The organism is Hymenobacter metallicola (genome assembly GCF_004745645.1).
Taxonomy (GTDB): domain Bacteria; phylum Bacteroidota; class Bacteroidia; order Cytophagales; family Hymenobacteraceae; genus Hymenobacter; species Hymenobacter metallicola.
The window spans coordinates 1,324,884-1,343,499 of the sequence record NZ_SRMB01000001.1; the positions used below are offsets into that span (position 1 = coordinate 1,324,884).

At 60.2% G+C, this 18,616-nt stretch carries 20 protein-coding genes; 13 read left to right on the forward strand and 7 right to left on the reverse strand.

All coding sequences use genetic code 11. The features are described 5' to 3' along the window. Positions 1–66 precede the first annotated feature (66 nt). Complete coding sequence (locus E5K02_RS05645) at positions 67–1,212, forward strand: acyltransferase family protein (RefSeq protein ID WP_135392900.1); 1,146 nt, start codon at positions 67–69, stop codon at positions 1,210–1,212. Between the two features lie 104 nt (positions 1,213–1,316). On the opposite strand, the gene E5K02_RS05650 is transcribed toward E5K02_RS05645, so the two are convergent. Both E5K02_RS05650 and E5K02_RS05655 read right to left on the reverse strand, forming a co-directional pair. Beyond that, positions 1,317–1,553, reverse strand: a complete 237-nt coding sequence (locus E5K02_RS05650) for a hypothetical protein (RefSeq protein ID WP_135392902.1) — start codon at positions 1,551–1,553, stop codon at positions 1,317–1,319. A gap of 90 nt (positions 1,554–1,643) precedes the next feature. Then, a complete protein-coding gene (locus E5K02_RS05655) occupies positions 1,644–4,100 on the reverse strand; it encodes an outer membrane beta-barrel protein (protein ID WP_135392904.1) in 2,457 nt (818 codons plus the stop codon). A 350-nt stretch (positions 4,101–4,450) separates the two neighbouring features. On the opposite strand from E5K02_RS05655, the gene E5K02_RS05660 reads away from it, so the two are divergent. The 5 genes from E5K02_RS05660 (at position 4,451) to E5K02_RS05680 (ending at position 7,569) form a co-directional block, all read left to right on the forward strand. Continuing rightward, positions 4,451–5,725: a glycoside hydrolase family 2 TIM barrel-domain containing protein gene (locus E5K02_RS05660; protein WP_135392906.1), complete on the forward strand. Its 1,275-nt coding sequence runs from the start codon at positions 4,451–4,453 to the stop codon at positions 5,723–5,725. Positions 5,726–5,791: 66 nt separating this feature from the next. After that, complete coding sequence (locus E5K02_RS05665) at positions 5,792–6,151, forward strand: hypothetical protein (RefSeq protein ID WP_135392908.1); 360 nt, start codon at positions 5,792–5,794, stop codon at positions 6,149–6,151. A 14-nt stretch (positions 6,152–6,165) separates the two neighbouring features. Beyond that, entirely contained in the window at positions 6,166–6,669 is a 504-nt protein-coding gene (locus E5K02_RS05670; protein WP_135392910.1) for a GNAT family N-acetyltransferase, read from the forward strand. Further along, positions 6,662–7,195, forward strand: coding sequence for a GNAT family N-acetyltransferase (locus tag E5K02_RS05675; protein WP_135392912.1), 534 nt, complete (start codon positions 6,662–6,664; stop codon positions 7,193–7,195). The genes E5K02_RS05670 and E5K02_RS05675 overlap by 8 nt, the downstream gene beginning before the upstream one ends. Next, positions 7,192–7,569: a hypothetical protein gene (locus E5K02_RS05680; RefSeq protein WP_135392914.1), complete on the forward strand. Its 378-nt coding sequence runs from the start codon at positions 7,192–7,194 to the stop codon at positions 7,567–7,569. Before E5K02_RS05675 ends, E5K02_RS05680 begins: the two co-directional genes overlap by 4 nt. Before the next feature lie 56 nt (positions 7,570–7,625). Here E5K02_RS05680 and E5K02_RS05685 read toward each other — a convergent pair whose 3' ends face one another. From E5K02_RS05685 to rsmA, 5 genes are all read right to left on the reverse strand, one after another. Continuing rightward, positions 7,626–8,381, reverse strand: coding sequence for a slipin family protein (locus tag E5K02_RS05685; RefSeq protein ID WP_135392916.1), 756 nt, complete (start codon positions 8,379–8,381; stop codon positions 7,626–7,628). Between the two features lie 314 nt (positions 8,382–8,695). Further along, positions 8,696–9,586 (reverse strand): nuclease A inhibitor family protein, encoded by an 891-nt coding sequence (locus tag E5K02_RS26130; protein WP_135392918.1) that lies wholly within the window; start codon positions 9,584–9,586, stop codon positions 8,696–8,698. 156 nt (positions 9,587–9,742) lie between these two features. After that, positions 9,743–10,216, reverse strand: a complete 474-nt coding sequence (gene greA / locus E5K02_RS05695) for a transcription elongation factor GreA (protein ID WP_135392920.1) — start codon at positions 10,214–10,216, stop codon at positions 9,743–9,745. A 102-nt stretch (positions 10,217–10,318) separates the two neighbouring features. Further along, complete coding sequence (locus E5K02_RS05700; protein WP_135392922.1) at positions 10,319–11,335, reverse strand: NAD(P)-dependent oxidoreductase; 1,017 nt, start codon at positions 11,333–11,335, stop codon at positions 10,319–10,321. A gap of 23 nt (positions 11,336–11,358) precedes the next feature. After that, a complete protein-coding gene (rsmA, locus tag E5K02_RS05705) occupies positions 11,359–12,216 on the reverse strand; it encodes a 16S rRNA (adenine(1518)-N(6)/adenine(1519)-N(6))-dimethyltransferase RsmA (RefSeq protein WP_135392924.1) in 858 nt (285 codons plus the stop codon). Between the two features lie 167 nt (positions 12,217–12,383). Between rsmA and E5K02_RS05710 the strand changes: the two genes are divergently transcribed. From E5K02_RS05710 to E5K02_RS05740, 7 genes are all read left to right on the forward strand, one after another. Next, a complete protein-coding gene (locus E5K02_RS05710) occupies positions 12,384–13,835 on the forward strand; it encodes a leucyl aminopeptidase family protein (protein ID WP_135392926.1) in 1,452 nt (483 codons plus the stop codon). 206 nt (positions 13,836–14,041) lie between these two features. Then, positions 14,042–15,103 carry a 4-hydroxythreonine-4-phosphate dehydrogenase PdxA gene (pdxA, locus tag E5K02_RS05715; RefSeq protein ID WP_135392928.1) on the forward strand — a complete coding sequence of 354 codons (1,062 nt, stop codon included), beginning with the start codon at positions 14,042–14,044 and terminating at the stop codon, positions 15,101–15,103. 134 nt (positions 15,104–15,237) lie between these two features. Further along, positions 15,238–15,606, forward strand: a complete 369-nt coding sequence (locus tag E5K02_RS05720; protein WP_135392930.1) for a helix-turn-helix domain-containing protein — start codon at positions 15,238–15,240, stop codon at positions 15,604–15,606. Positions 15,607–15,683: 77 nt separating this feature from the next. Continuing rightward, on the forward strand, positions 15,684–16,217 hold the full coding sequence (locus tag E5K02_RS05725) for a YceD family protein (RefSeq protein WP_135392932.1): 534 nt from the start codon (positions 15,684–15,686) through the stop codon (positions 16,215–16,217). 58 nt (positions 16,218–16,275) lie between these two features. Then, a complete protein-coding gene (gene rpmF, locus E5K02_RS05730; RefSeq protein WP_135392934.1) occupies positions 16,276–16,497 on the forward strand; it encodes a 50S ribosomal protein L32 in 222 nt (73 codons plus the stop codon). Positions 16,498–16,560: 63 nt separating this feature from the next. Continuing rightward, positions 16,561–17,502, forward strand: a complete 942-nt coding sequence (gene plsX, locus E5K02_RS05735; RefSeq protein ID WP_135392936.1) for a phosphate acyltransferase PlsX — start codon at positions 16,561–16,563, stop codon at positions 17,500–17,502. 56 nt (positions 17,503–17,558) lie between these two features. Then, on the forward strand, positions 17,559–18,572 hold the full coding sequence (locus E5K02_RS05740) for a beta-ketoacyl-ACP synthase III (RefSeq protein WP_135392938.1): 1,014 nt from the start codon (positions 17,559–17,561) through the stop codon (positions 18,570–18,572). Positions 18,573–18,616 lie beyond the last annotated feature (44 nt).

An 18,616-nucleotide genomic window follows, 5' to 3' on the forward strand; every position in this document is an offset into this window, starting at 1 on the left:
CTTTAGTCGGGATACGCAAGGCTAGTGAAGCGGTATCCTATTCGTTACCCATTCCTATTTGTCTTTATGGAGTCTTCCCCAGTGCTTACGACTGTAAGCCCCGCTACCCTCGGCACCAAGCCCCACTACGCCATCCTCGACGGACTGCGGGGCGTGGCAGCCCTGATGGTGGTGGCCTTTCACCTCTGCGAGTCGCATGCCACCAGCCACCTCGACCAGGTTATCAACCACGGCTACCTGGCCGTCGACTTCTTCTTTCTGCTCTCGGGCTTCGTCATTGGTTATGCCTACGACGACCGGTGGAGCCGGCTCACGCTCAAGGAGTTTTTCCGCATCCGGCTGGTGCGGCTGCAGCCGCTGGTGGTGCTGGGCATGGTTATCGGGGCTGTCTGCTTCTACTTCCAGGCCTCGCCGGTGTGGCCAGGCATTGCGGCGGTGCCCGTCTGGAAAACCCTGCTGGTCATGCTGGTGGGCTTTACGCTGCTGCCCCTGCCCGTGTCGATGGACATTCGGGGCTGGCACGAGATGCACCCGCTCAACGGGCCGGGCTGGTCCTTGTTCTACGAGTACATTGCCAACCTGCTCTACGCCCTGGGCGTGCGCAAATTCTCCAACCCTGCCCTGGGTATCCTGGTGGCCCTGGCCGCCGCGGCGCTGATTCACCTGGCCGTCACCAGTCCGGCCGGCGACGTTATCGGGGGCTGGTCGTTGGAGCCCGAGCAGCTGCGCATCGGGTTTAGCCGAATGCTGTTCCCGTTTTTTGCCGGGCTGCTGCTGTCGCGCGTGGCCCCGCTGGCCCGGTTTAGGTCGGCGTTTCTGCTCTGTAGCCTGCTGCTGGTCCTGATTCTGGCCATGCCCCGCATCGGTGGGGCCGAGCGGCTGTGGCTCAACGGCCTCTACGATTCGCTCAGCATCGTGGTCTTGTTTCCCCTGATTGTATGGCTGGGGGCCAGCGGGCAGATTGCCGGCGAAAAGCCCGCCCGGCTGTGCAAGTTTCTGGGCGACATCTCCTACCCTATCTACATGACCCACTTCCCGCTGGTGTACATCTACACCGGCTGGGTCGGCACCCACAAGCCGACGCTGGCCCAGGCGGTGCCGGTAGCCCTGCTCACCTTTACCGCCGCCGTTTTGCTGGCCTATGCCAGTCTGAAGCTCTACGATGAGCCGGTGCGGCGCTGGTTAAAAAAGAAGTTCTTGGCGCAGCGGTAAGCTAGCCGTACTCTGGCCGCCTGCGGGCTGCTAACAGCACAAGCTCCACCTCAGCCGGGCAAGCCAGCGGGTGGAGCTTGTGCTGTTAGAGTAATTGGCAGCGCCTAGTTGCCGGGCAGAAAGCCAGGAGAATTGGTACCCTTGGCTTTGTTGCGGTTGTAGAGGTAGGCAGCACCCGCCGCCAGCAGGGCGCCGGTGGCCAGCTTACGGCCCATGCCCCCGGAGCGGGGCGCCGTGTTGTAGGTGCCCGCGGCGGAGCTGCCACCGCCTAAGGTGCGAAACAGGCCCGAGAGCAGGCCTCCCATAGTACCGCTCGGGCGGTCAGAACCAAAGATGCTCATGCGTGACAAGAAATATGGTGGAGCTTCTGGTACGCAGGCTCAGCCGGCACGGTTATCCTGCGGGGGCCACTTTCACCGCGCCCGTCCGCCTTACTGGGCCCGGCGCTTCTCGTCCTCAGCCCCGGAGCGGCGGTTCGTGGACGTCAGCTTGTCGTTGCCCAGGCGCCAGCTCAACGACAAGGTGGCTGTACGGGAGTCGCGGCGCAAATACAGGTCTTCCTGGTAATTGTTGTAGTTGGAGCGGGCCCGCAGCGGGGTAGTCAGGAAGATGTCGGTGGCAGCCAGGCGCAGGGTGGCTTTCCGGTCCCAGAGGGCCTTTTGCACGCCCAGATTTACCTGCCCGTAGTCCTGAAAAACAAAAAAGCCGACCCGCTGCCGGGAGTAGTAATTGCCGCTCAGCTCGGCCCCCCAGCCCTTGCCGAAGGTAAACGTGCTGTTGCTGCTGAGCGTGAAGGCGCCCTGCCCGCGGTTGAGGGACGTATTAGCCAGAGTGCCCTGGTAATGAATGTAGAAAAACACCGCGTTGTTGTACACCTGCCACCATTTGGTCGGCGTCAGCGGGGCCGTCAGGGTCAGGGCCGCGTAGTGCTGCCGGTTCAGGTTCACGTACATCGACACGGTGGAGGTGCGCGACTCGGGCTGGGCCACGTCGGTGATGGGGTCGGCCGTCAGGCTGTAGCTGAGGTTGGTGGTAAATTTCTGCTGGAAGGTGTGGGCCACTTCCAGATTGTAGCTGGTTTCGGGCCGCAGCTCGGGGTTGCCCTTGCCGGTGGTGGTGGGGTCGATAACGAAGCGGAACGGGTTGAGCTGCCGGTACGAGGGCCGGTTGATGCGCCGGCTCAGGGCTGCCGTCCATTCGTGCACTCCGCTGGGCGTGTATTTCACCGAGGCCGTGGGAAAGAGCTGGTAGTAGTCGCGCCGGAAGTTGTCGGACGCCACCACCTGCTCGCCGGTGGCGTGGGTTTGCTCGCCGCGCAGGCCCGCCTGCAGGTTCAGCTTGCCCACTTTGTGGCTCAGATTAAGATAGGCCGCCGAAATCAGCTCGTCGTAGCGAAACCGGTTGGTGCGGCCCCGGTCCACGCTCGTCACGCCCTCCGTGGTGGTCAGAAACAGGATGTCGTTGTCGGAAAACACCCGGCTGGCTTTGGCGCCGGCTTCCAGGGTCGTGTTTTCGCTCAGCGGCCGGGTGTAGTCAGCCTTGGCGGCCTGAATAATCAATTCGCCGGTCTGGTCGCCGTTGAGCAGGGTTTGGGGCCGGCCCGACCGCTCATTAAAGGTGGTCAGGCTCTGCAGGCGGTGGGTGTAGTAGCGGGCGTAGTCGAGGTCGGCCGATAGTTCGGGTTTACCGACCTTGGCATTCGCAAAAACGTGCTTGAAGTTGAGGTTGGCCGTGACATTGGGATTATAGCCCTGCCCGGTGCCCTGGGCCGTGTAGTAGTCGGTGAGCTGCCCGCGGCCGTCGTAGAAATAGCTCACGTTGGTGCTGCTGCCGCCGGGTCGCGGGTTGGGCACGGCAAACCCCGTCACGACGCCGCCCAGGGTCGTATTGGCCGCCAGATTCACATCGGTGCCCAGCCGCCAAATCACGAAATGGTCACTGCCAATCTGGTTGTTGCGCTGGTCGGCCTGGCTTACCAGCTCGGGGCCGGTGTCGCCCGATTCGAAGTAGGACCGGTAAGTGTTGCGGATGCCAAAATTGCTGCGTTTGGTGTACGTCGTGGAGGCAAATAGATTGAGCCCTTTCTGGCGGTGGTTGCCCGAGGCGCTGGTCGTAAACCGGCCGTACCGCCCGCGGCCGTAGCTGATGTTGCCGCTGCCGTTGGTGCCCTGGCGCTGGTCTTTTTTGAGCTTGATGTCGATAATGCCGGCGCTGCCCTGGGCGTCGTACCTGGCGGGCGGACTGGTAATGAGCTCAATGCTCTTGAGCTGGTCGGCGGGCAGGGCCCGCAGGTAGTCGGCCAGCTCGGTGCCCGTCATGGGCTGGCGCTTGCCGTCAATCATGACCAGCAAGCCCTGCCGGCCGCGCAGGGCCAGGTTGTCGTTGGCATCCACCGTAACGCCCGGCGCCCGGCTCAGCACTTCCAGCGTGGAGTTGCCGGTAGCCAGCGTCGAGCCTTCCACGTTCACCACGGTTCGGTCGGCCAGGCGCTCAAACAGCGGCTTCTGGCCCACGACCTGCACTTCCTTGAGCTGGGTAGCCGCATTCACGCGCAGCGTAAGCGTGGGGACGCTGCCACTGCCCGGCAGCTCAAAAACGGCGCTCCAGGCGCGGTTGTAGCCCACCTGCGCCGCCGACACCCGGTAGTTGCCCGCCGCCAGCTGCTCAAACCGGTACTCTCCCTTGGCGTCGCTGAACTCGGTTTTGACCAGGGTAGAATCGGTGGCGCGGTGCAGCGTGACGGTGGCGTAGTCGATGGGCGCCCCGGCTTCGGTTTGCACCCGGCCCGTGGTGCTGGCCCCGGTTTGGGCCGTGGCCGGCAAGGCCAGTAACCCGGCCAGCAAGCCCAGGGCCGGGACCCGAAAGGAAGCGTAAACGTTACTTTTCATGGAACGGAGGCGGTTTGGTTGGAAGACAGAAGTAGGACAGAGCCGAAAATCAGCTCCTGAAAGCAAAGGCACTAGCGGGCCGGGACGCGCAAAAAGATGCGCATCGGTGGGCAAGCTGGTTAGGACAAAAGCAGGACTCCGGCGAATGACGCTAGCCCCTGCGCATAGCTGCGTGGCTGCGAGGTACCAACCGGAGTTCAGGCGTAGACACCGTGCCTTCTGCGGATGGTTACAGAAGCGCAGCAACTTTTTTTTGAGGCGCGCTTCTACCTTGCTTGGCATGGGTTGTCCGGGCAACGGAATTAGCTGTTAATTTGACTATCCTAGCCTTACCCCTACCCCTTTACTTTATGAAACTTTACCTGCTGCTCTCCTTGCTGGCCCTTACTCCTGCTGCGCACGCCCAAACCGGCCCCGTGAAGGTCGAAGTAAAACAGGCCAACGGCCGCTACGAGCTGCTGCGCGGCGGCAAACCCTACTTCATCAAGGGCGCGGGCGGCGGGCAGTTTCCGGAGCGGGTGAAGGCCTACGGCGGCAATTCTATCCGCACCTGGGGCACCGACGGCGCGGAGAAGGTGCTGGCCGAAGCCAACCAGAACGGCCTCACGGTGATGCTGGGCCTTGACGTGGCCCGGGAGCGGCACGGCTTCGATTACAACAACACCGCGGCGGTGGCCCAGCAGCTGCAGAAAATCAAGGCCGAGGTGCTTAAATACAAGGACAACCCGGCGGTACTGTTCTGGGGCATCGGCAACGAGCTGAACCTGGAGTACACCAACCCCAAGGTCTGGGACGCGGTGCAGCAGATTGCCCAGATGATACACGAAGTCGACCCCAACCACCCCACCAGCACCGTGCTGGCCGGCCTCAATCAGAAAGAAGCCGACTACATCAAGGCCAAGTGCCCGGCCGTGGACATTCTGAGCATCAACACCTACGCCGGCCTGGCCGAAATTCCGCAGCAGGTGCGCACCGTGGGCTGGAGTGGCCCCTACGTGGTGGCCGAGTGGGGACCCACCGGCCACTGGGAAAGCCCCGTGACGCCCTGGAAAGCCTCGGTAGAGGAAACCAGCAGCCAGAAAGCCGCCGTGTATAAGAGCCGCTACGAAGCCTCGGTGGCCAAAGACAAAACCCAGTGCCTGGGCACCTACGTGTTTTTGTGGGGTCAGAAGCAGGAACGCACACCCACCTGGTACGGCATCTTCACCGAGGACGGTAAGGAGTCGGAAGTGGTGGACGTGATGCAGTACCTGTGGAGCGGGCAGTGGCCGAAGAACCGCGCCCCGCACCTGTCGGCCTTTACCCTGGACGGCAAAAAGGCCACCGACAACGTCTACGTACAGCCCGGCCAGCGTGTGCCCGTGGTAGCCACCGTATCGGACCCCGACAAGGACAAGCTCACCTACCGCTACGAGCTGCTGCCGGAAAGCACCGACCTGAAAACCGGCGGCGACCGGGAAAGCCGCCCCGCTGCCATTCCCGGCCTGGTACCGGCCGGCGCCCAGGGCCAGACGACGCTGCAGGCCCCGACCAAGGAAGGCGCTTACCGGCTGTTCGTGTACGCCTACGACGGTAAGGACAACGTGGCTACGGCCAATATTCCGTTTTACGTCCAGAGGAAGTAGAGGCATTTTGGTATCAGACTAAACCCGAGGTGCAACTAAGCCTACAGTAAGCTTCAGCCTGAAAGAATGAGTACCGGATCATTTAACGAAGGCTTTTGCGCTTTCCTGGAATCACACCTGGAAAAGACTTTTGCCAATTCGGACCGCAAGGAAATTAAGGGGCTTTGGTGCGACGGAATTTTACCTCCTGTTGTAGAAAGTCAACTGACCAAAAAGGCAGTAAATGATACCCGACAGATCATAACCCAAGCCTTTGTCGGTCACGCCGACACTACAGCCTACAAACTTATTATCGACTTCGGGAAGTATTCTCTTAGAAGGTACGCCAAAGGCTCAAGCCTGCTCGATTGTGTTCCGAGCGAGGGGTCGATGGATTGGGTAGAGATTGACTTTGCAAGCCGAACCTTAAGAATTCAGCTTAAATAAGCTCTTAAAAATTTATGTCCTTCACCCTTCGCCCCTGGCACCCCGACGATTTGCCCAGCCTCGTCAGCTACGCCAACAACCCGGAAATTGCCCGGTTCATGACCGACCAGTTTCCCCACCCCTTCACCGAGGAAAAAGGGCGGGGCTTTATCAGCATGGCCACCAGCCACTCGCCCCAGCGCATCTTCGCCATCGAGGTAGAGGGGCAGGCGGCCGGCGGCATCGGTATTCACCCCCAGACCGACGTGCAGTGCAAAAACGCGGAGTTGGGCTACTGGCTGGCCCAGCCGTTCTGGGGCCGGGGCATCATCACCGCGGCCATCGGCCAGGTCGTCGATTACGGCTTTCAAACCTTCGACATTACCCGCATTTTTGCCCGGCCCTACGGCACCAATATTGGCTCCCAACGGGCCCTGGAAAAAGCCGGCTTTGTGCTGGAAGGCCGTTTCGAGCAAACCCTGTTCAAGAACGGCGAGTACCTCGACGAGCTGGTCTACGCCGTGCGCCGGCATGGATAACCTGGAAACGCCGCGCCTGCTGCTGCGCGAGATGCTGCCCACCGACGCGCCCGGCATCCTGGCCCTGGACTCCGACCCCGAGGTGCTGCGCTACGTGCCCGGCCAGTTACTGAAAACCCTGGAAGAAGCCGCCGGAGTTATTGCCTACATCCGCCAGCAGTACGCGCAAAACGGCATCGGGCGCTGGGCCGTGGTGCGCCGCGACACCCAGGAGTTTATCGGTTGGTGCGGCATCAAGCTCGTGAACGACTACCACACCAACGGCCGCACCAATTACTACGATATCGGCTACCGGCTGCTGCGCCAGCACTGGGGGCAGGGTTTTGCCTCGGAAGCGGCCCGGGCTAGCTTGGCCTATGCATTTGACACGCTGAAACTGCCCGAAATTCATGCCACGGCCAGGCGCGAAAACCTCGCTTCCTGCCGAATTCTGGAGCGGCTGGGGCTGCGAAAAGAAACGGAGTTTCGGCAGGATGACGCGCTGTGGCACTGGTACACTAAAGCAAATGAAGCTCTACGCCTGTGAAGTACCACCAACTCTTCATCGACTGTAACAGCCCTGAAACCTACGCCGCGGTTACGCTACTACTTGGCGTAGAACCGCTCGTAAATAGGCCATCGAAATGGTCCCCGAACGTGAATGAAACGTGGCACTTCCAAGTAGAAACAAGTGACCAAGATCCGCCATTCGACTTCATTAATACCTTTCTCGATCTGCTGGAAGGTAACTATGATGCACTAGCGGCGTTAGGTATTCAGCGCACCAACATCTTGTTTTGGCTGGTATATGAGTATGACCAACAGTGTGCCATGGAATTCTACCCGCTGGAAATGGAAAGGCTAGGAAAGAATGGCATTCATCTAAATATTGACTGTTATCCTACAAAAACCCACGCATGAAAGAGCCCACCGAAGGTAGTTTCGACAGGCTCTTTCATGCGTGGGTTTGTTGCTGGTTACCCCTTACCCGCCAGCTGCGTCAGGCTTTTGGCGGCGCTGGTAAACTCCGAGGGCACCATGACAATGGTGGTGGTATTGTTGTCGATGCCAATTTCGGACAGCATCTGCATGCGGCGCAGCTCCAGGGCAATGGGGCTTTCCTCCATTTGCTTAGCGCCCTGGGTGAGCTTGATACTGGCTTCCAGCTCGGCTTCGGCCTTGATGATGCGGGCCCGCTTCTCTCGAATGGCTTCGGCCTCCCGGGCCATGGCCCGCTGCATGGAGCCGGGAATTTCCACATCCTTGATTTCGACCAACTCAATCTTGACGCCCCAGGCTTCGGTAGCCGCATCGACCAGGCCTAGCAAGGTAGAGTTGATTTGCTGCCGGTTCTTGAGCACGTCGTCGAGTTGGTGCTGGCCGATAATATTGCGCAGGGCCGTGACGGAAAGCTGGTAGACGGCCTGATTGAAGTTGGCCACCTTGATAACCGCGCTGGCCGGATCAACGACTCGAAACCACAGCACCGCATTCACCTTGACGGTGACGCTGTCTTTGGTAATGGTTTCCTGTTGCTCCAAGTCCACGGTTTTGGTGCGGATGTCGATAGTCTGCTGCCGCTCGATCAACGGGATAATCCAGTAGAGCCCCGGGCCGCGGGTGCCGACAAACCGGCCCAGCCGAAAGACAATGGCCCGCTGGTATTCCTGGGCGATGCGCAGCCCCAGCAGCAGAAAGACAAAAAGGCCGATAACTATGGCATAAAGTGACATGGCTGGTTGGGAAATCAACGTGGAACAGATAAGACTGGTACCGTTGAAGCACCCGGCATGCCAGCTTGGTTTTCCACCAGCCGCTTGGCAACAAAATCCCTGCTAACAGCCCCCAAACCCTAGTTATCCGCATCTTATTTTGCCGCAGCCTCCGCTCTGTTTCTTACGCCCCTATCATTCCGGGGCGGCTGGTTTACCATAGTGGGGTACTGGCGTACTGGCCGAACACACCACCGCCCGGCGCCGTTGCCGGGGCCGGGCGGTGGGGGGAATACCCACTGCGGACTTCGTGGCTACGCGCGCGGGTTGGTCGATTAGGTTTCGGTCAGCACCGTTTTGAAGCCGGCCAATTTTCCCTCACTGGTGTTGCCCAAGGCATAGGCCTGCACCTGGGGGCCCGCCCCTACGCGGTATACTTTGGTTTCCTCCAATTCCTGCTTCAGAAACATTTGCAGGGCCTTGTAGCGGTTGGCCAGTTCCGCATCACCCAACACGCCGTCGTCGGCCGTATGGTTGCGCAAAAAGTGCATGAGGTCTACAGTTTCCACCTTGGTGCCGGCTGGCTGGCCCGTGAGCTGAAGCAGCGCCGCATCGGAAAGAGCTCCACTAGGGGCCTCGTAGCTCACCACTTCCAGCGGTGCCTCCGACTCACTGATAAATTGCAGGCCCTGGGTTAGTTCCTGCAACTGCTGGGACGTGGCATCGGTGGCGCTGGCGGGGGCTGCCGTTGCTTCGTTGGCTTCGGTGGTTTCCCGCTCGGCCTTGCTGGCCAAGGGTTTGGCCTCGGCACCACCCGACTTTTCCTTCCCGGCGGGCACCTGGGCCCCAATGGCGGCGGCCAGCTCGTTCATGCGTTGCTCGGCCACCTTGATTTTGGGATTGGCAAAGTTCATATCCGACACCTTGGTCATCGGAATCAGGTGGATATGGGCGTGGGGCACTTCCAGGCCAATAACGGCTACTCCTACGCGCCGGCAGGGCACGGCTTCCTTCACGCCTTTGGCCACGCGCTGGGCAAACTGGTGCAGGGCCGCCAGCTCCTCGGGCGCCATATCGAAGATATAATCGACTTCGCGCTTGGGAATTACCAGCGTATGGCCTTCCACCAGGGGCGTAATGTCGAGGAAAGCGAGGTGGTGCTCGTCCTCGGCGACTTTATAGGCGGGCAGCTCGCCCGAAACGATGCGGGAAAAGATGGAAGGCATAGGGTGAGGTGGTGAAGTGGTGAGATGGTGAACCGGCAAGCCGGAAGTTCTGCTTGCGCCAAAGTACGGGGCAAAACGCAAAAAGGGCGAAGCCAGCAGCTTCGCCCTTCGTGGAAATGGGAAAACGCCCCGTTTCCCTCTCTCACTTTTTCACCGCTAGCGGCTCACTTCCAGAATCTGGAACTGCAGCTTGCCGGCGGGCACGGTGATTTCGGCCGTATCACCGGCCGACTTACCCAGCAGGCCTTTGCCGATGGGCGACTTCACCGAGATTTTGCCAGCGGCCAGGTTAGCTTCTTCCTCGGCTACGAGCAGGTAGTCGAGCACCATGTTGTTCTTCAGATTCTTGAGCTTCACTTTGCTCAGAATCAGCACCTTGGTTACGTCCATGTTGGTATCGTCGATAACGCGGGCGTTGCCGACAACTTCTTCCAGCTTGGAGATTTTCAGTTCCAGCAAGCCCTGTGCTTCTTTAGCCGCATCGTACTCAGCATTTTCGCTCAGGTCGCCTTTGTCGCGGGCTTCGCGCAGGTCTTCAGCTGCTTTGGCCCGGCCGCGGATTTTGAGGTCCTGCAACTCGTCTTTGAGCTTTTGCAGGCCTTCAGGGGTATAGTAATTTACGGTAGCCATGTCGGTGGGATGGTTTGCTAAAAAACAAGGAGAACGGTCAGCGGGGCCGACCGTTCTCCGAAACAGGTTTAGGACAAATATACGAATCCGGCGCAATTCCCGCTAGTGCCCGGCTTTCGGGCTGCGCAGAAAATCTCCGATTTTGCGGGCCAACACCTCATTTATACGGCGGTACGACTGAAAGCTCCAGCCCCCGATGTGGGGCGAAAAAATGACGCTGGGCGAAGCTTTCAAATACTCCAGCGTGGTTTGCTGGGTTTCGGTCAGGGTGGCCAGCTTCTCGTTTTCGAGCACGTCGAGGGCGGCCCCGCGCACCTGTCCGCTCTGCAGGCCCCGCACCAGGGCCGCGTGGTCGAGCACCTCGCCCCGGGCCGTGTTCAGCACCCAAACCGGATTGCGGAACCCCTGCAGCAGCTCGTCGTTTACGAAGTGCTTGTTGGCCGCCTCGTACGGAATATGAATGCTCAGCACGTCGGCCCGCTCCTGCAATTCCGGCAGGCTCACCAGAATGGCATTATGGTCGCCTTCGTGGGCCGGGTTACGGTCGTGGGCCAGCACCGTGCAGCCGAAGTTGCTCAGGCGCTTGGCAAAGGCCGCCCCCATGTGCCCGTACCCCAGAATGCCGATAACCTTACCGGCAATTTCCTCGCCCCGGTTGGCCTCGCGCTGCCACAGGCCCTGGCGCATTTCCCGGTCGGCCCGCACGATGTTGCGAAACAAGGCCAGCAGCAAGCCCAGGGTGTACTCGCCCACCGCGTCGCGGTTGCCCTCCGGGGCATTGAGCAGCGTCACGCCCGCCGCGGCCAGAGCGGCTTCGTCGATGTTATCCACGCCGGCCCCGGCCCGGGCCACGTAGCGCAGCTGGGGGGCCTGGGCCAGCAGCTCGGCGGTGATGCGCACTTTGCTGCGCACAAGCAGGCCGTCGTAGGGCTGGGCAGCCAGAGCCGCGGGAATTTCGGCGGCTTTCAGGTCCGGCCGGAAGTGCAGCGTAACGCCCAGCGGCGCGAGCAGTTCGGGCAGCGAAGGGTGCATTTCATCGACGCAGAGGCAGAGCGACTGAGCGTGTAAGGTAGGGCGCCCGGGCTGGGCAGGTTCGGGAGGCAGGGCCGGTTCACTCATCCTTGCAGTGGGGTTAGCGAAGCTTATTCTTCTTCAGTTTCTTCGGATATATCTTTCTGGCGGCGGGACTTGGCATTGTTAACCGTAGGAGCCACCACGACGCGGTGCTGCTCAATGTGCTTGGTCAGTTCCACGAAATCGGCCACGCTCAGTTGCTCGGCCCGCTTCTCAAACACCGGGTTGGTCGTCGCCTCGGGTACCATGCCGAAGGGTTTCAGGGCGTTGCGCAGAGTTTTGCGCCGGGTCTGAAAGGCCTGCTTGACCACCTGAAAAAACAGCTTCTCGTCGCAGCCCAGGTGCTCGGTGTCGTTGCGGGTAAGGCGCACCACGGCCGACTGCACCTTGGGCGGGGGAATAAAGACGTGGGGCGGCACGGTAAAGAGCATTTCCACGGTGTAGAACGCCTGCAGCAGCACGCTCAGAATGCCGTAGGTTTTGGAGCCGGGCGGCTCGGCCAGGCGGTCGGCTACTTCTTTCTGAATCATGCCCACGACTTCGCGCACCTGCTGGCGGTGGGCCAGCACCTGGAAGAAAATCTGGCTGCTGATGTTGTAAGGAAAGTTGCCGATAATGCTCAGCGGCTGCTCGGGAAACAACTTGTGCAAGTCCTGCTTCAGGAAGTCGGCCGAGAGGATGCGGCCTTCCAGGGCCGGAAAGTTGCGGCCCAGATACTCCACCGACTCCCGGTCAATTTCGACCACCGTCGTGCGGTATTCGGGGTGCTTGAGCAGGTCGCCGGTCAGCACGCCCATGCCGGGCCCGATTTCCAGCACCTCTGTCACGCCGTCGGGTAGCCGCAACGAATCCACGATGCGCCGCGCAATATTGGGGTCGGCCAAAAAGTGCTGGCCTAAATGTTTTTTGGGGCTTACGTGGTCCATTTCAGAGAAAAGTGCGGTGATGACGCGTAGAAGTACGAAGAAAGAGCCGTAGCGGGAGTCGCAAAGCCAAGCAAGCTCAACAGCCCGGTTCTTGACGCTGATACATTAGTTCTACCAAAGGCTGCCTACCTTGCGCGCCCTAACTCGCCCCAAAGATACGCCCGTCTATGTCGATTCAACTAGCCACCGCCACCGAGCTGCCCCAGCACGCCACCGCCGTCTTCCTGCTGCCCGCTGGCACCAAGGAGCTGCCCCAGGATTTGCAGGACCTGCACGAGGCTGCCCGCCAGTACGTTGCCGCCCAGCTCGCCGCCGACAGCAAGCTCATTACGGTCAACCACTTCTCGCACCAGCACTACTTTGTAGTGGCCGCCGAAAAACCTACCGTGCACCTCGTGGCCGAAGCCGCGCGCAAAAGCGGCCACCAGCTCCACGCCCAGCTCAAGGCCGCTAAGGTAACCGAGCTCTACGTGCAGGATCTGTCGGGCCACCCCGATTCGACGCTGGCCCTGGCTTTGGTCGAAGGCCTGGCCCTGACGGCCTACCAGTTTGAAGGCTACAAAACCGACGAGAAATCGAAAGAGGCGGCCAAGCTGACTCACCTCCACGTGGTCGGGGCCGACGAAAAGGAATTGCAGGAGCTGGACGGGGTACTGCAGGGCGTATTCCTGGCCCGGGACCTGATCAACATGCCCCTGAACAAGCTCAACGCCGAGCAGTTTGCCGAGCGCATGGCCGCCGCGGGCGAAGAAGCCGGTTTCCACACCGAAATCCTGGATTTGGTCCGCATCGAAGCCCTGCGCATGGGTGGTCTGCTGGCCGTGAATCAGGGTAGCCCCGAGCCGCCCACGTTTACTATTATGGAGTACAAGCCGGCAGGCGCTACCAACGCCAAGCCCTACGTGCTGGTGGGCAAGGGCGTGGTTTTCGACACCGGCGGCCTGAGTCTGAAGCCTACCCCGGCTTCCATGGACATGATGAAGTGCGACATGTCGGGCGGGGCGGCCGTAACCGGCGTGCTCTACGCACTGGCTAAAAACAACGTACCGCTCCACGTTATCGGCCTGGTGCCCGCCACCGACAACCGCCCCGGCGGCCTGGCCTTTGCCCCCGGCGACGTGCTGACCATGTACAGCGGCCTGACGGTGGAAGTGCTCAACACCGACGCCGAAGGCCGCCTCATCCTGGCCGATGCCCTGGCATTTGCCCGCAAATACGAGCCCGAATTTGTTGTCGACATTGCTACCCTCACCGGTTCCGCGGCCCGCGCTATCGGTAAGGAAGGCATCGTGGCTATGGGTACGGCCAGTGAAGATCAGATGGCCGAGCTGAAAAAGTCCGGCAACCGGGTGCACGAGCGGGTCGTGGAGTTTCCGATGTGGGAGGAATACGCCGACCACATCAAGTCCGACATTGCCGATATCAACAATCTGGGCAAGGCCGAAGCCGGCGCCATTTCGGCCGGCAAGTTCCTGGAGCGTTTTGCCATTGGCTACCCCTGGGTGCACCTCGACATTGCCGGCCCGGCCTACCTGCTGGCCCCCGACTCGTACCGCGGCAAGGGCGGCACCGGCACCACCGTGCGCCTGCTCTACGACTTCCTGAAAAACCGCGCGTAGTCGTCTGCCGGCTATATCGAGCACCACAAGGCATCTGGCGTGCAGTCGTAGCCCACGTTTCCGTCCTGCTCAGCGAAACCGCAGTATCCCGGCCGCAATGGCAACATCAGCTCCTACAGCGGGCCAGGGGCTTCGACAAGCGGATGCCGAATCCGGCATGACGCTCCCAATAATTCAGTACCAAGCTTTTCCCAAGCACCACACTCATGAGTACTCTTCCCCGCCTCGGTATTTCAGTTGGCGACCTAGCCGGTATCGGGCCGGAAATCATTTATAAGACTCTGCTCGACAGCCGCCTGCTCAAATACTGCACGCCGGTTGTCTACGGTACGGCTACCGTACTCTTCGACGACTTCCCCTCCGACCAGCACCAGGGCCCGCCCCTCACCTTCCGCCAGGTGCGCTCCGCCGCCGACATCGACCCGGGCAAGCCCAACGCCGTAACCTGCTGGGATGAGGACTACACCCTCACGCCCGGCCAACCCACGGCAGCCTCCGGCCGGGCCGCCCGCGAATCGCTGCTGGCCGCTGCCCGCGACCTGAAAGCCGGTCTGCTCGATGGCCTTATTACGGCCCCCATCAGTAAGGAAAACACCCAGTCCGATGAGTTCCGCTACCCCGGTCACACCGAGTTTCTCACCAGCTTTTTCGACGCGCCCGAAAGTCTGATGCTACTGGCCAGCGAGGACTTGCGCGTGGCGACGGCCACCGGCCACATAGCGCTGAAAGACGTGCCGGCCCGCCTGACCAAGGAGTTGCTCACGACCAAGCTACGCATCCTACTGAAGTCGCTGAAAGCCGACTTTGGTATCGACAAGCCCCGCGTAGCCGTGCTGGGTCTCAACCCCCACGCCGGCGAAAAAGGCTTGCTGGGCTCAGAAGAGGCCGATACCGTCACGCCCGTTATCGAGCAGCTACTCAGCGAAGGTCACCTCGTATATGGTCCTTTCCCGGCCGACGGCTACTTTGGCACCAGCCAGTACCGCTCCTTCGATGCCACGCTGGCCCTCTACCACGACCAGGGCCTGATTCCGTTTAAGACCATAGCCTTCGAGCGGGGCGTCAACTTCACGGCGGGCCTGTCGGTTATCCGCACCTCCCCCGACCACGGCACTGCCTACGGGCTGGCTGGCCGGTTTAAAGCCGATGAAACGTCGTTCCGCGAAGCCGTATACATGGCCTGTGACCTGATTCGCCAGCGCCAGAAGTACGCCGATGTGAAGCCGCTGGTGCCGGGACCAGCACCGCGGGGAGGCCGCACGGAGTAAGATAAAGGATTTCACTTTGGAGCATATTCTTTCCAAAACTGAAATTTTATTTGTCAAATCAGAACGCTGTTGTAGCTTTGCACTTCCTAAGCCGCTTCGTGCGGCTGGCTATTCACCAGTTTCAACTTCTCTGCATGCTCCTTCACACGCCCGCTGACTACCGCACGGCCCTGCGCCGACTCGATGCGCTGGCAGCCGCTGGAGTGGAGGGCAACCCGGCTCTGGAAGCCGAGTTCCGGCAGCTAATTGTGGCCCTGGATGCGTACGAAGGTCAGCTGGGGCTGTTGCCGATTCCGACGCTGCCTACTTCCCTGGCCGAGATGATCGAGCTGAAGCGGCAGCAAATGCGGCTGAAGCAAAAGGAGCTGGCGGAGTTGTTGGAAGTGCCCGCCGGGCGCCTCTCGCAGATCCTGAGCGGCAAGCGCCGCGTCACCCTGGATTTGGCTAAGCGCTTGTATGAGCGGTTGAATATCCCTTCCGACTTCATTCTCAAGAACGCCTGATTCAGTTCCCAATACCTTCCTGGTTTTCTTAAAACGGGGAAATCTTTCTACTTTTGCCCCCTTCTACAAAATTTCCTGTGAAAAAGGACTCGCAATACGATTTGAACATTGCCAAGCTGGCCAGCAAGACGCACCATTTTGCGTTTGAGCTGAACCAGGCTTTCTTTGAGCAGTTCGAGCAGAACCTGATCCAGGACGGCCAGCTGCACGCCGACGTGGAGTTGACCAAAACAGAACTGCTGCTTACGCTGAACTTTCACATCGTGGGCACCGTGCGCCTGATCTGCGACCGGAGCCTGGATGAGTACGACCAGCCCATCGACGTGCGCCACTCCCTGCGCGTACGCTTCGGCGACCAGGCCCTGGAGCTCGACGACGACGTGCTGCAGATCACGCCCGAGACGCAGACCTTGCCCATTGCCCAGCACTTATTCGATTATATCGGCCTGGCCATTCCGATGAAAAAGCTGCACCCGCGCTTTCAGAATGAGCCCGACGAAAACCCCGATGCCGAAACCAAGCTCATTTTCACAACCCGCCAGCCCGGCGACAGTGAAGACGACGACGAAGGCACCGACCCCCGTTGGGATGCCCTGCGCAACCTCAACTAACGGCCTTTCGGCATATTGCTTTTTAAATTCAACACTTACCATTTTCCCTTTTTGACTCATGGCACATCCTAAGCGCCGCCAATCCTCGACCCGCCGCGACAAGCGTCGCACCCACGACAAGCTGACCCCGAAAGCAGTAACCATCTGCTCGAACACCGGTGAGCTGCACCTGCGCCACAAGGCGTACGTGGTCGATGGCGACCTGTACCTGCACGGTAAAGTAGCTATCAAAGACTATGCTCCCGTAGCTGCCGCGGCGCCGGCTTCCGACGAAGAATAAGCGCCGCCTAGCCGGCTTCGGCCGGCCTGCCTTCCCGACTCCCTACCCCTTGACACCTCGTACATGAAGATAGCCCTGGACGCAATGGGAGGCGATTTCGCCCCCCAGGCTGCCGTGGACGGCGCCGTGCTGGCTGCCCAAAAGCTTGCCGGCGCGGCTCAGATTGTGCTCATTGGCCAGGAAGATGCCGTGCGCCCCATGCTTCAGCAGCATGGGGCCGCGGCCGACGGCCTCATCCTCGTTTCTGCCTCGCAGATTATCGAGATGGGTGAGCACCCTGCCAAAGCGTATCAGCAAAAGCAGGATTCCAGTATAGCCGTTGGCTACCGTATGTTGCACAATGGGGAGGTAGAAGCATTCTGCTCCGCCGGCAACACCGGTGCCATGCTCGTCGGCGCTATGTTCAGCGTAAAGCCCGTTTCGGGGGTGATGCGCCCAGCCATTGCCAACTTCGTTCCGAAGCTGGCGGGTGGTTTTGGCGTACTGCTGGACGTGGGAGCCAATGCCGAATGCAAACCCGAAATGCTCGAACAGTTCGGGGAGCTAGGTTCGCTCTACGCCCAGTATGTGCTGGGTATCGACAAACCCAAGGTGGGCCTGATGAACCTGGGCGAGGAAGAAGGCAAAGGAACTGCTATAACCCAGGCCGCTCACCAGTTGCTGAAAGTGAATCCCCACATCCACTTTATCGGCAACATCGAAGGACGCGACCTGTTCAATGACAAAGCCGACGTGATTGTTTGCGACGGCTACACGGGCAACGTGGTGCTGAAAATGGCCGAATCGGTGTACGACATCCTGGCTGAAAAGCAGATGCACGACCCTTTCTTCGACAAGTTCAACTACGAAGCCATTGGTGGCAGCCCCATCCTGGGCATCAACGACAACGCCATTATCGGGCACGGTGTGAGCACGCCGGAAGCCATTTGCAACATGCTGCTGCAAGGATACCAAATGGCCAAATCCGGCATCGCCGACCAGATAAAAGACACTTTCAAGTCCTAGCGACTAAGTCCGGCTGAGGCCGGACTTTTTTTGCCTATTTTTTCCTGTTTCCCCGAATGAAAATCACTGCTGCCATAACCGGAGTGGGCGCTTACGTGCCCGACTACGTGTTGACCAATCAAGAGCTCGAAAAGATGGTGGATACCACCGACGAGTGGATTACAACGCGCACTGGCATCAAGGAACGACGTATTCTGAAGGGCGAGAATCAGGGCACCTCGGTCATGGGCATCAAGGCAGTACAGCAGCTGCTGGCCAAAACCGGCACGCGCGCCGAAGACATTGACCTGCTGATTTGCGCTACTACTACCCCCGATTTGGTATTTCCAGCGACAGCCAACATCATTTCGGCTGCTGTGGGCGCCACCAAGGCCTTCAGCTACGACGTGCAGGCAGCTTGCTCGGGCTTCCTTTTCTCACTTGCCACGGGAGCTCAGTTCATTCAGAGCGGTATGTACAAAAAGGTGATAGTAGTCGGGGCCGACAAGATGTCGAGTATTGTCGACTACACCGACCGGGCGAACTGCATCATATTTGGCGACGGGGCCGGGGCCGTGCTGCTTGAGCCCAACACCGAAGGCTTCGGCCTGCTCGACCAAGTGCTGCGCTCCGACGGCAAGGGCGAGCAGTACCTCTTTCAGAAAGCCGGCGGTTCCCGCCGCCCGCCGTCGGCCGAAACGGTGGCGAACCGGGAACATTTCGTGTATCAGGAAGGAGCTACCGTATTCAAGTTTGCCGTAACGAACATGGCGGACGTGGCCGCCCAGGTCATGGAGCGGAACAACCTCAGCAAGGAAGATGTCGCCTGGCTGGTACCCCACCAGGCCAACAAGCGCATCATCGACGCCACGGCCAACCGGATGGGTGTAGGCCCGGAGAAGGTAATGCTCAATATTTACCGCTACGGCAACACCACCAACGGTACCATTCCGCTGTGTTTGGCCGACTACGAGCAGCAGCTGCACAAGGGCGACAACCTCGTGCTGGCTGCTTTTGGGGGCGGTTTTACCTGGGGCTCCATCTATTTGAAATGGGCTTACGACCCCAAACCTGACCCGCAACAAGCGTAAACAAACGGGCTGGACGCGGAAAACTCCTATACTTGCACTCCCAA

Coding starts and splice junctions, on each gene's coding strand:
- E5K02_RS05645 (WP_135392900.1), top strand. CDS start 67: ATGGAGTCTTCCCCAGTGCTTACGACTGTAAGCCCCGCTACCCTCGGC.
- E5K02_RS05685 (WP_135392916.1), bottom strand. CDS start 8,381: ATGTCACTTTATGCCATAGTTATCGGCCTTTTTGTCTTTCTGCTGCTG.
- pdxA (WP_135392928.1), top strand. CDS start 14,042: ATGAGTACTCTTCCCCGCCTCGGTATTTCAGTTGGCGACCTAGCCGGT.
- rpmF (WP_135392934.1), top strand. CDS start 16,276: ATGGCACATCCTAAGCGCCGCCAATCCTCGACCCGCCGCGACAAGCGT.
- E5K02_RS05655 (WP_135392904.1), bottom strand. CDS start 4,100: ATGAAAAGTAACGTTTACGCTTCCTTTCGGGTCCCGGCCCTGGGCTTG.
- E5K02_RS05665 (WP_135392908.1), top strand. CDS start 5,792: ATGAGTACCGGATCATTTAACGAAGGCTTTTGCGCTTTCCTGGAATCA.
- E5K02_RS05660 (WP_135392906.1), top strand. CDS start 4,451: ATGAAACTTTACCTGCTGCTCTCCTTGCTGGCCCTTACTCCTGCTGCG.
- E5K02_RS05720 (WP_135392930.1), top strand. CDS start 15,238: ATGCTCCTTCACACGCCCGCTGACTACCGCACGGCCCTGCGCCGACTC.
- E5K02_RS05670 (WP_135392910.1), top strand. CDS start 6,166: ATGTCCTTCACCCTTCGCCCCTGGCACCCCGACGATTTGCCCAGCCTC.
- plsX (WP_135392936.1), top strand. CDS start 16,561: ATGAAGATAGCCCTGGACGCAATGGGAGGCGATTTCGCCCCCCAGGCT.
- E5K02_RS26130 (WP_135392918.1), bottom strand. CDS start 9,586: ATGCCTTCCATCTTTTCCCGCATCGTTTCGGGCGAGCTGCCCGCCTAT.
- greA (WP_135392920.1), bottom strand. CDS start 10,216: ATGGCTACCGTAAATTACTATACCCCTGAAGGCCTGCAAAAGCTCAAA.
- E5K02_RS05740 (WP_135392938.1), top strand. CDS start 17,559: ATGAAAATCACTGCTGCCATAACCGGAGTGGGCGCTTACGTGCCCGAC.
- E5K02_RS05650 (WP_135392902.1), bottom strand. CDS start 1,553: ATGAGCATCTTTGGTTCTGACCGCCCGAGCGGTACTATGGGAGGCCTG.
- rsmA (WP_135392924.1), bottom strand. CDS start 12,216: ATGGACCACGTAAGCCCCAAAAAACATTTAGGCCAGCACTTTTTGGCC.
- E5K02_RS05675 (WP_135392912.1), top strand. CDS start 6,662: ATGGATAACCTGGAAACGCCGCGCCTGCTGCTGCGCGAGATGCTGCCC.
- E5K02_RS05710 (WP_135392926.1), top strand. CDS start 12,384: ATGTCGATTCAACTAGCCACCGCCACCGAGCTGCCCCAGCACGCCACC.
- E5K02_RS05700 (WP_135392922.1), bottom strand. CDS start 11,335: ATGAGTGAACCGGCCCTGCCTCCCGAACCTGCCCAGCCCGGGCGCCCT.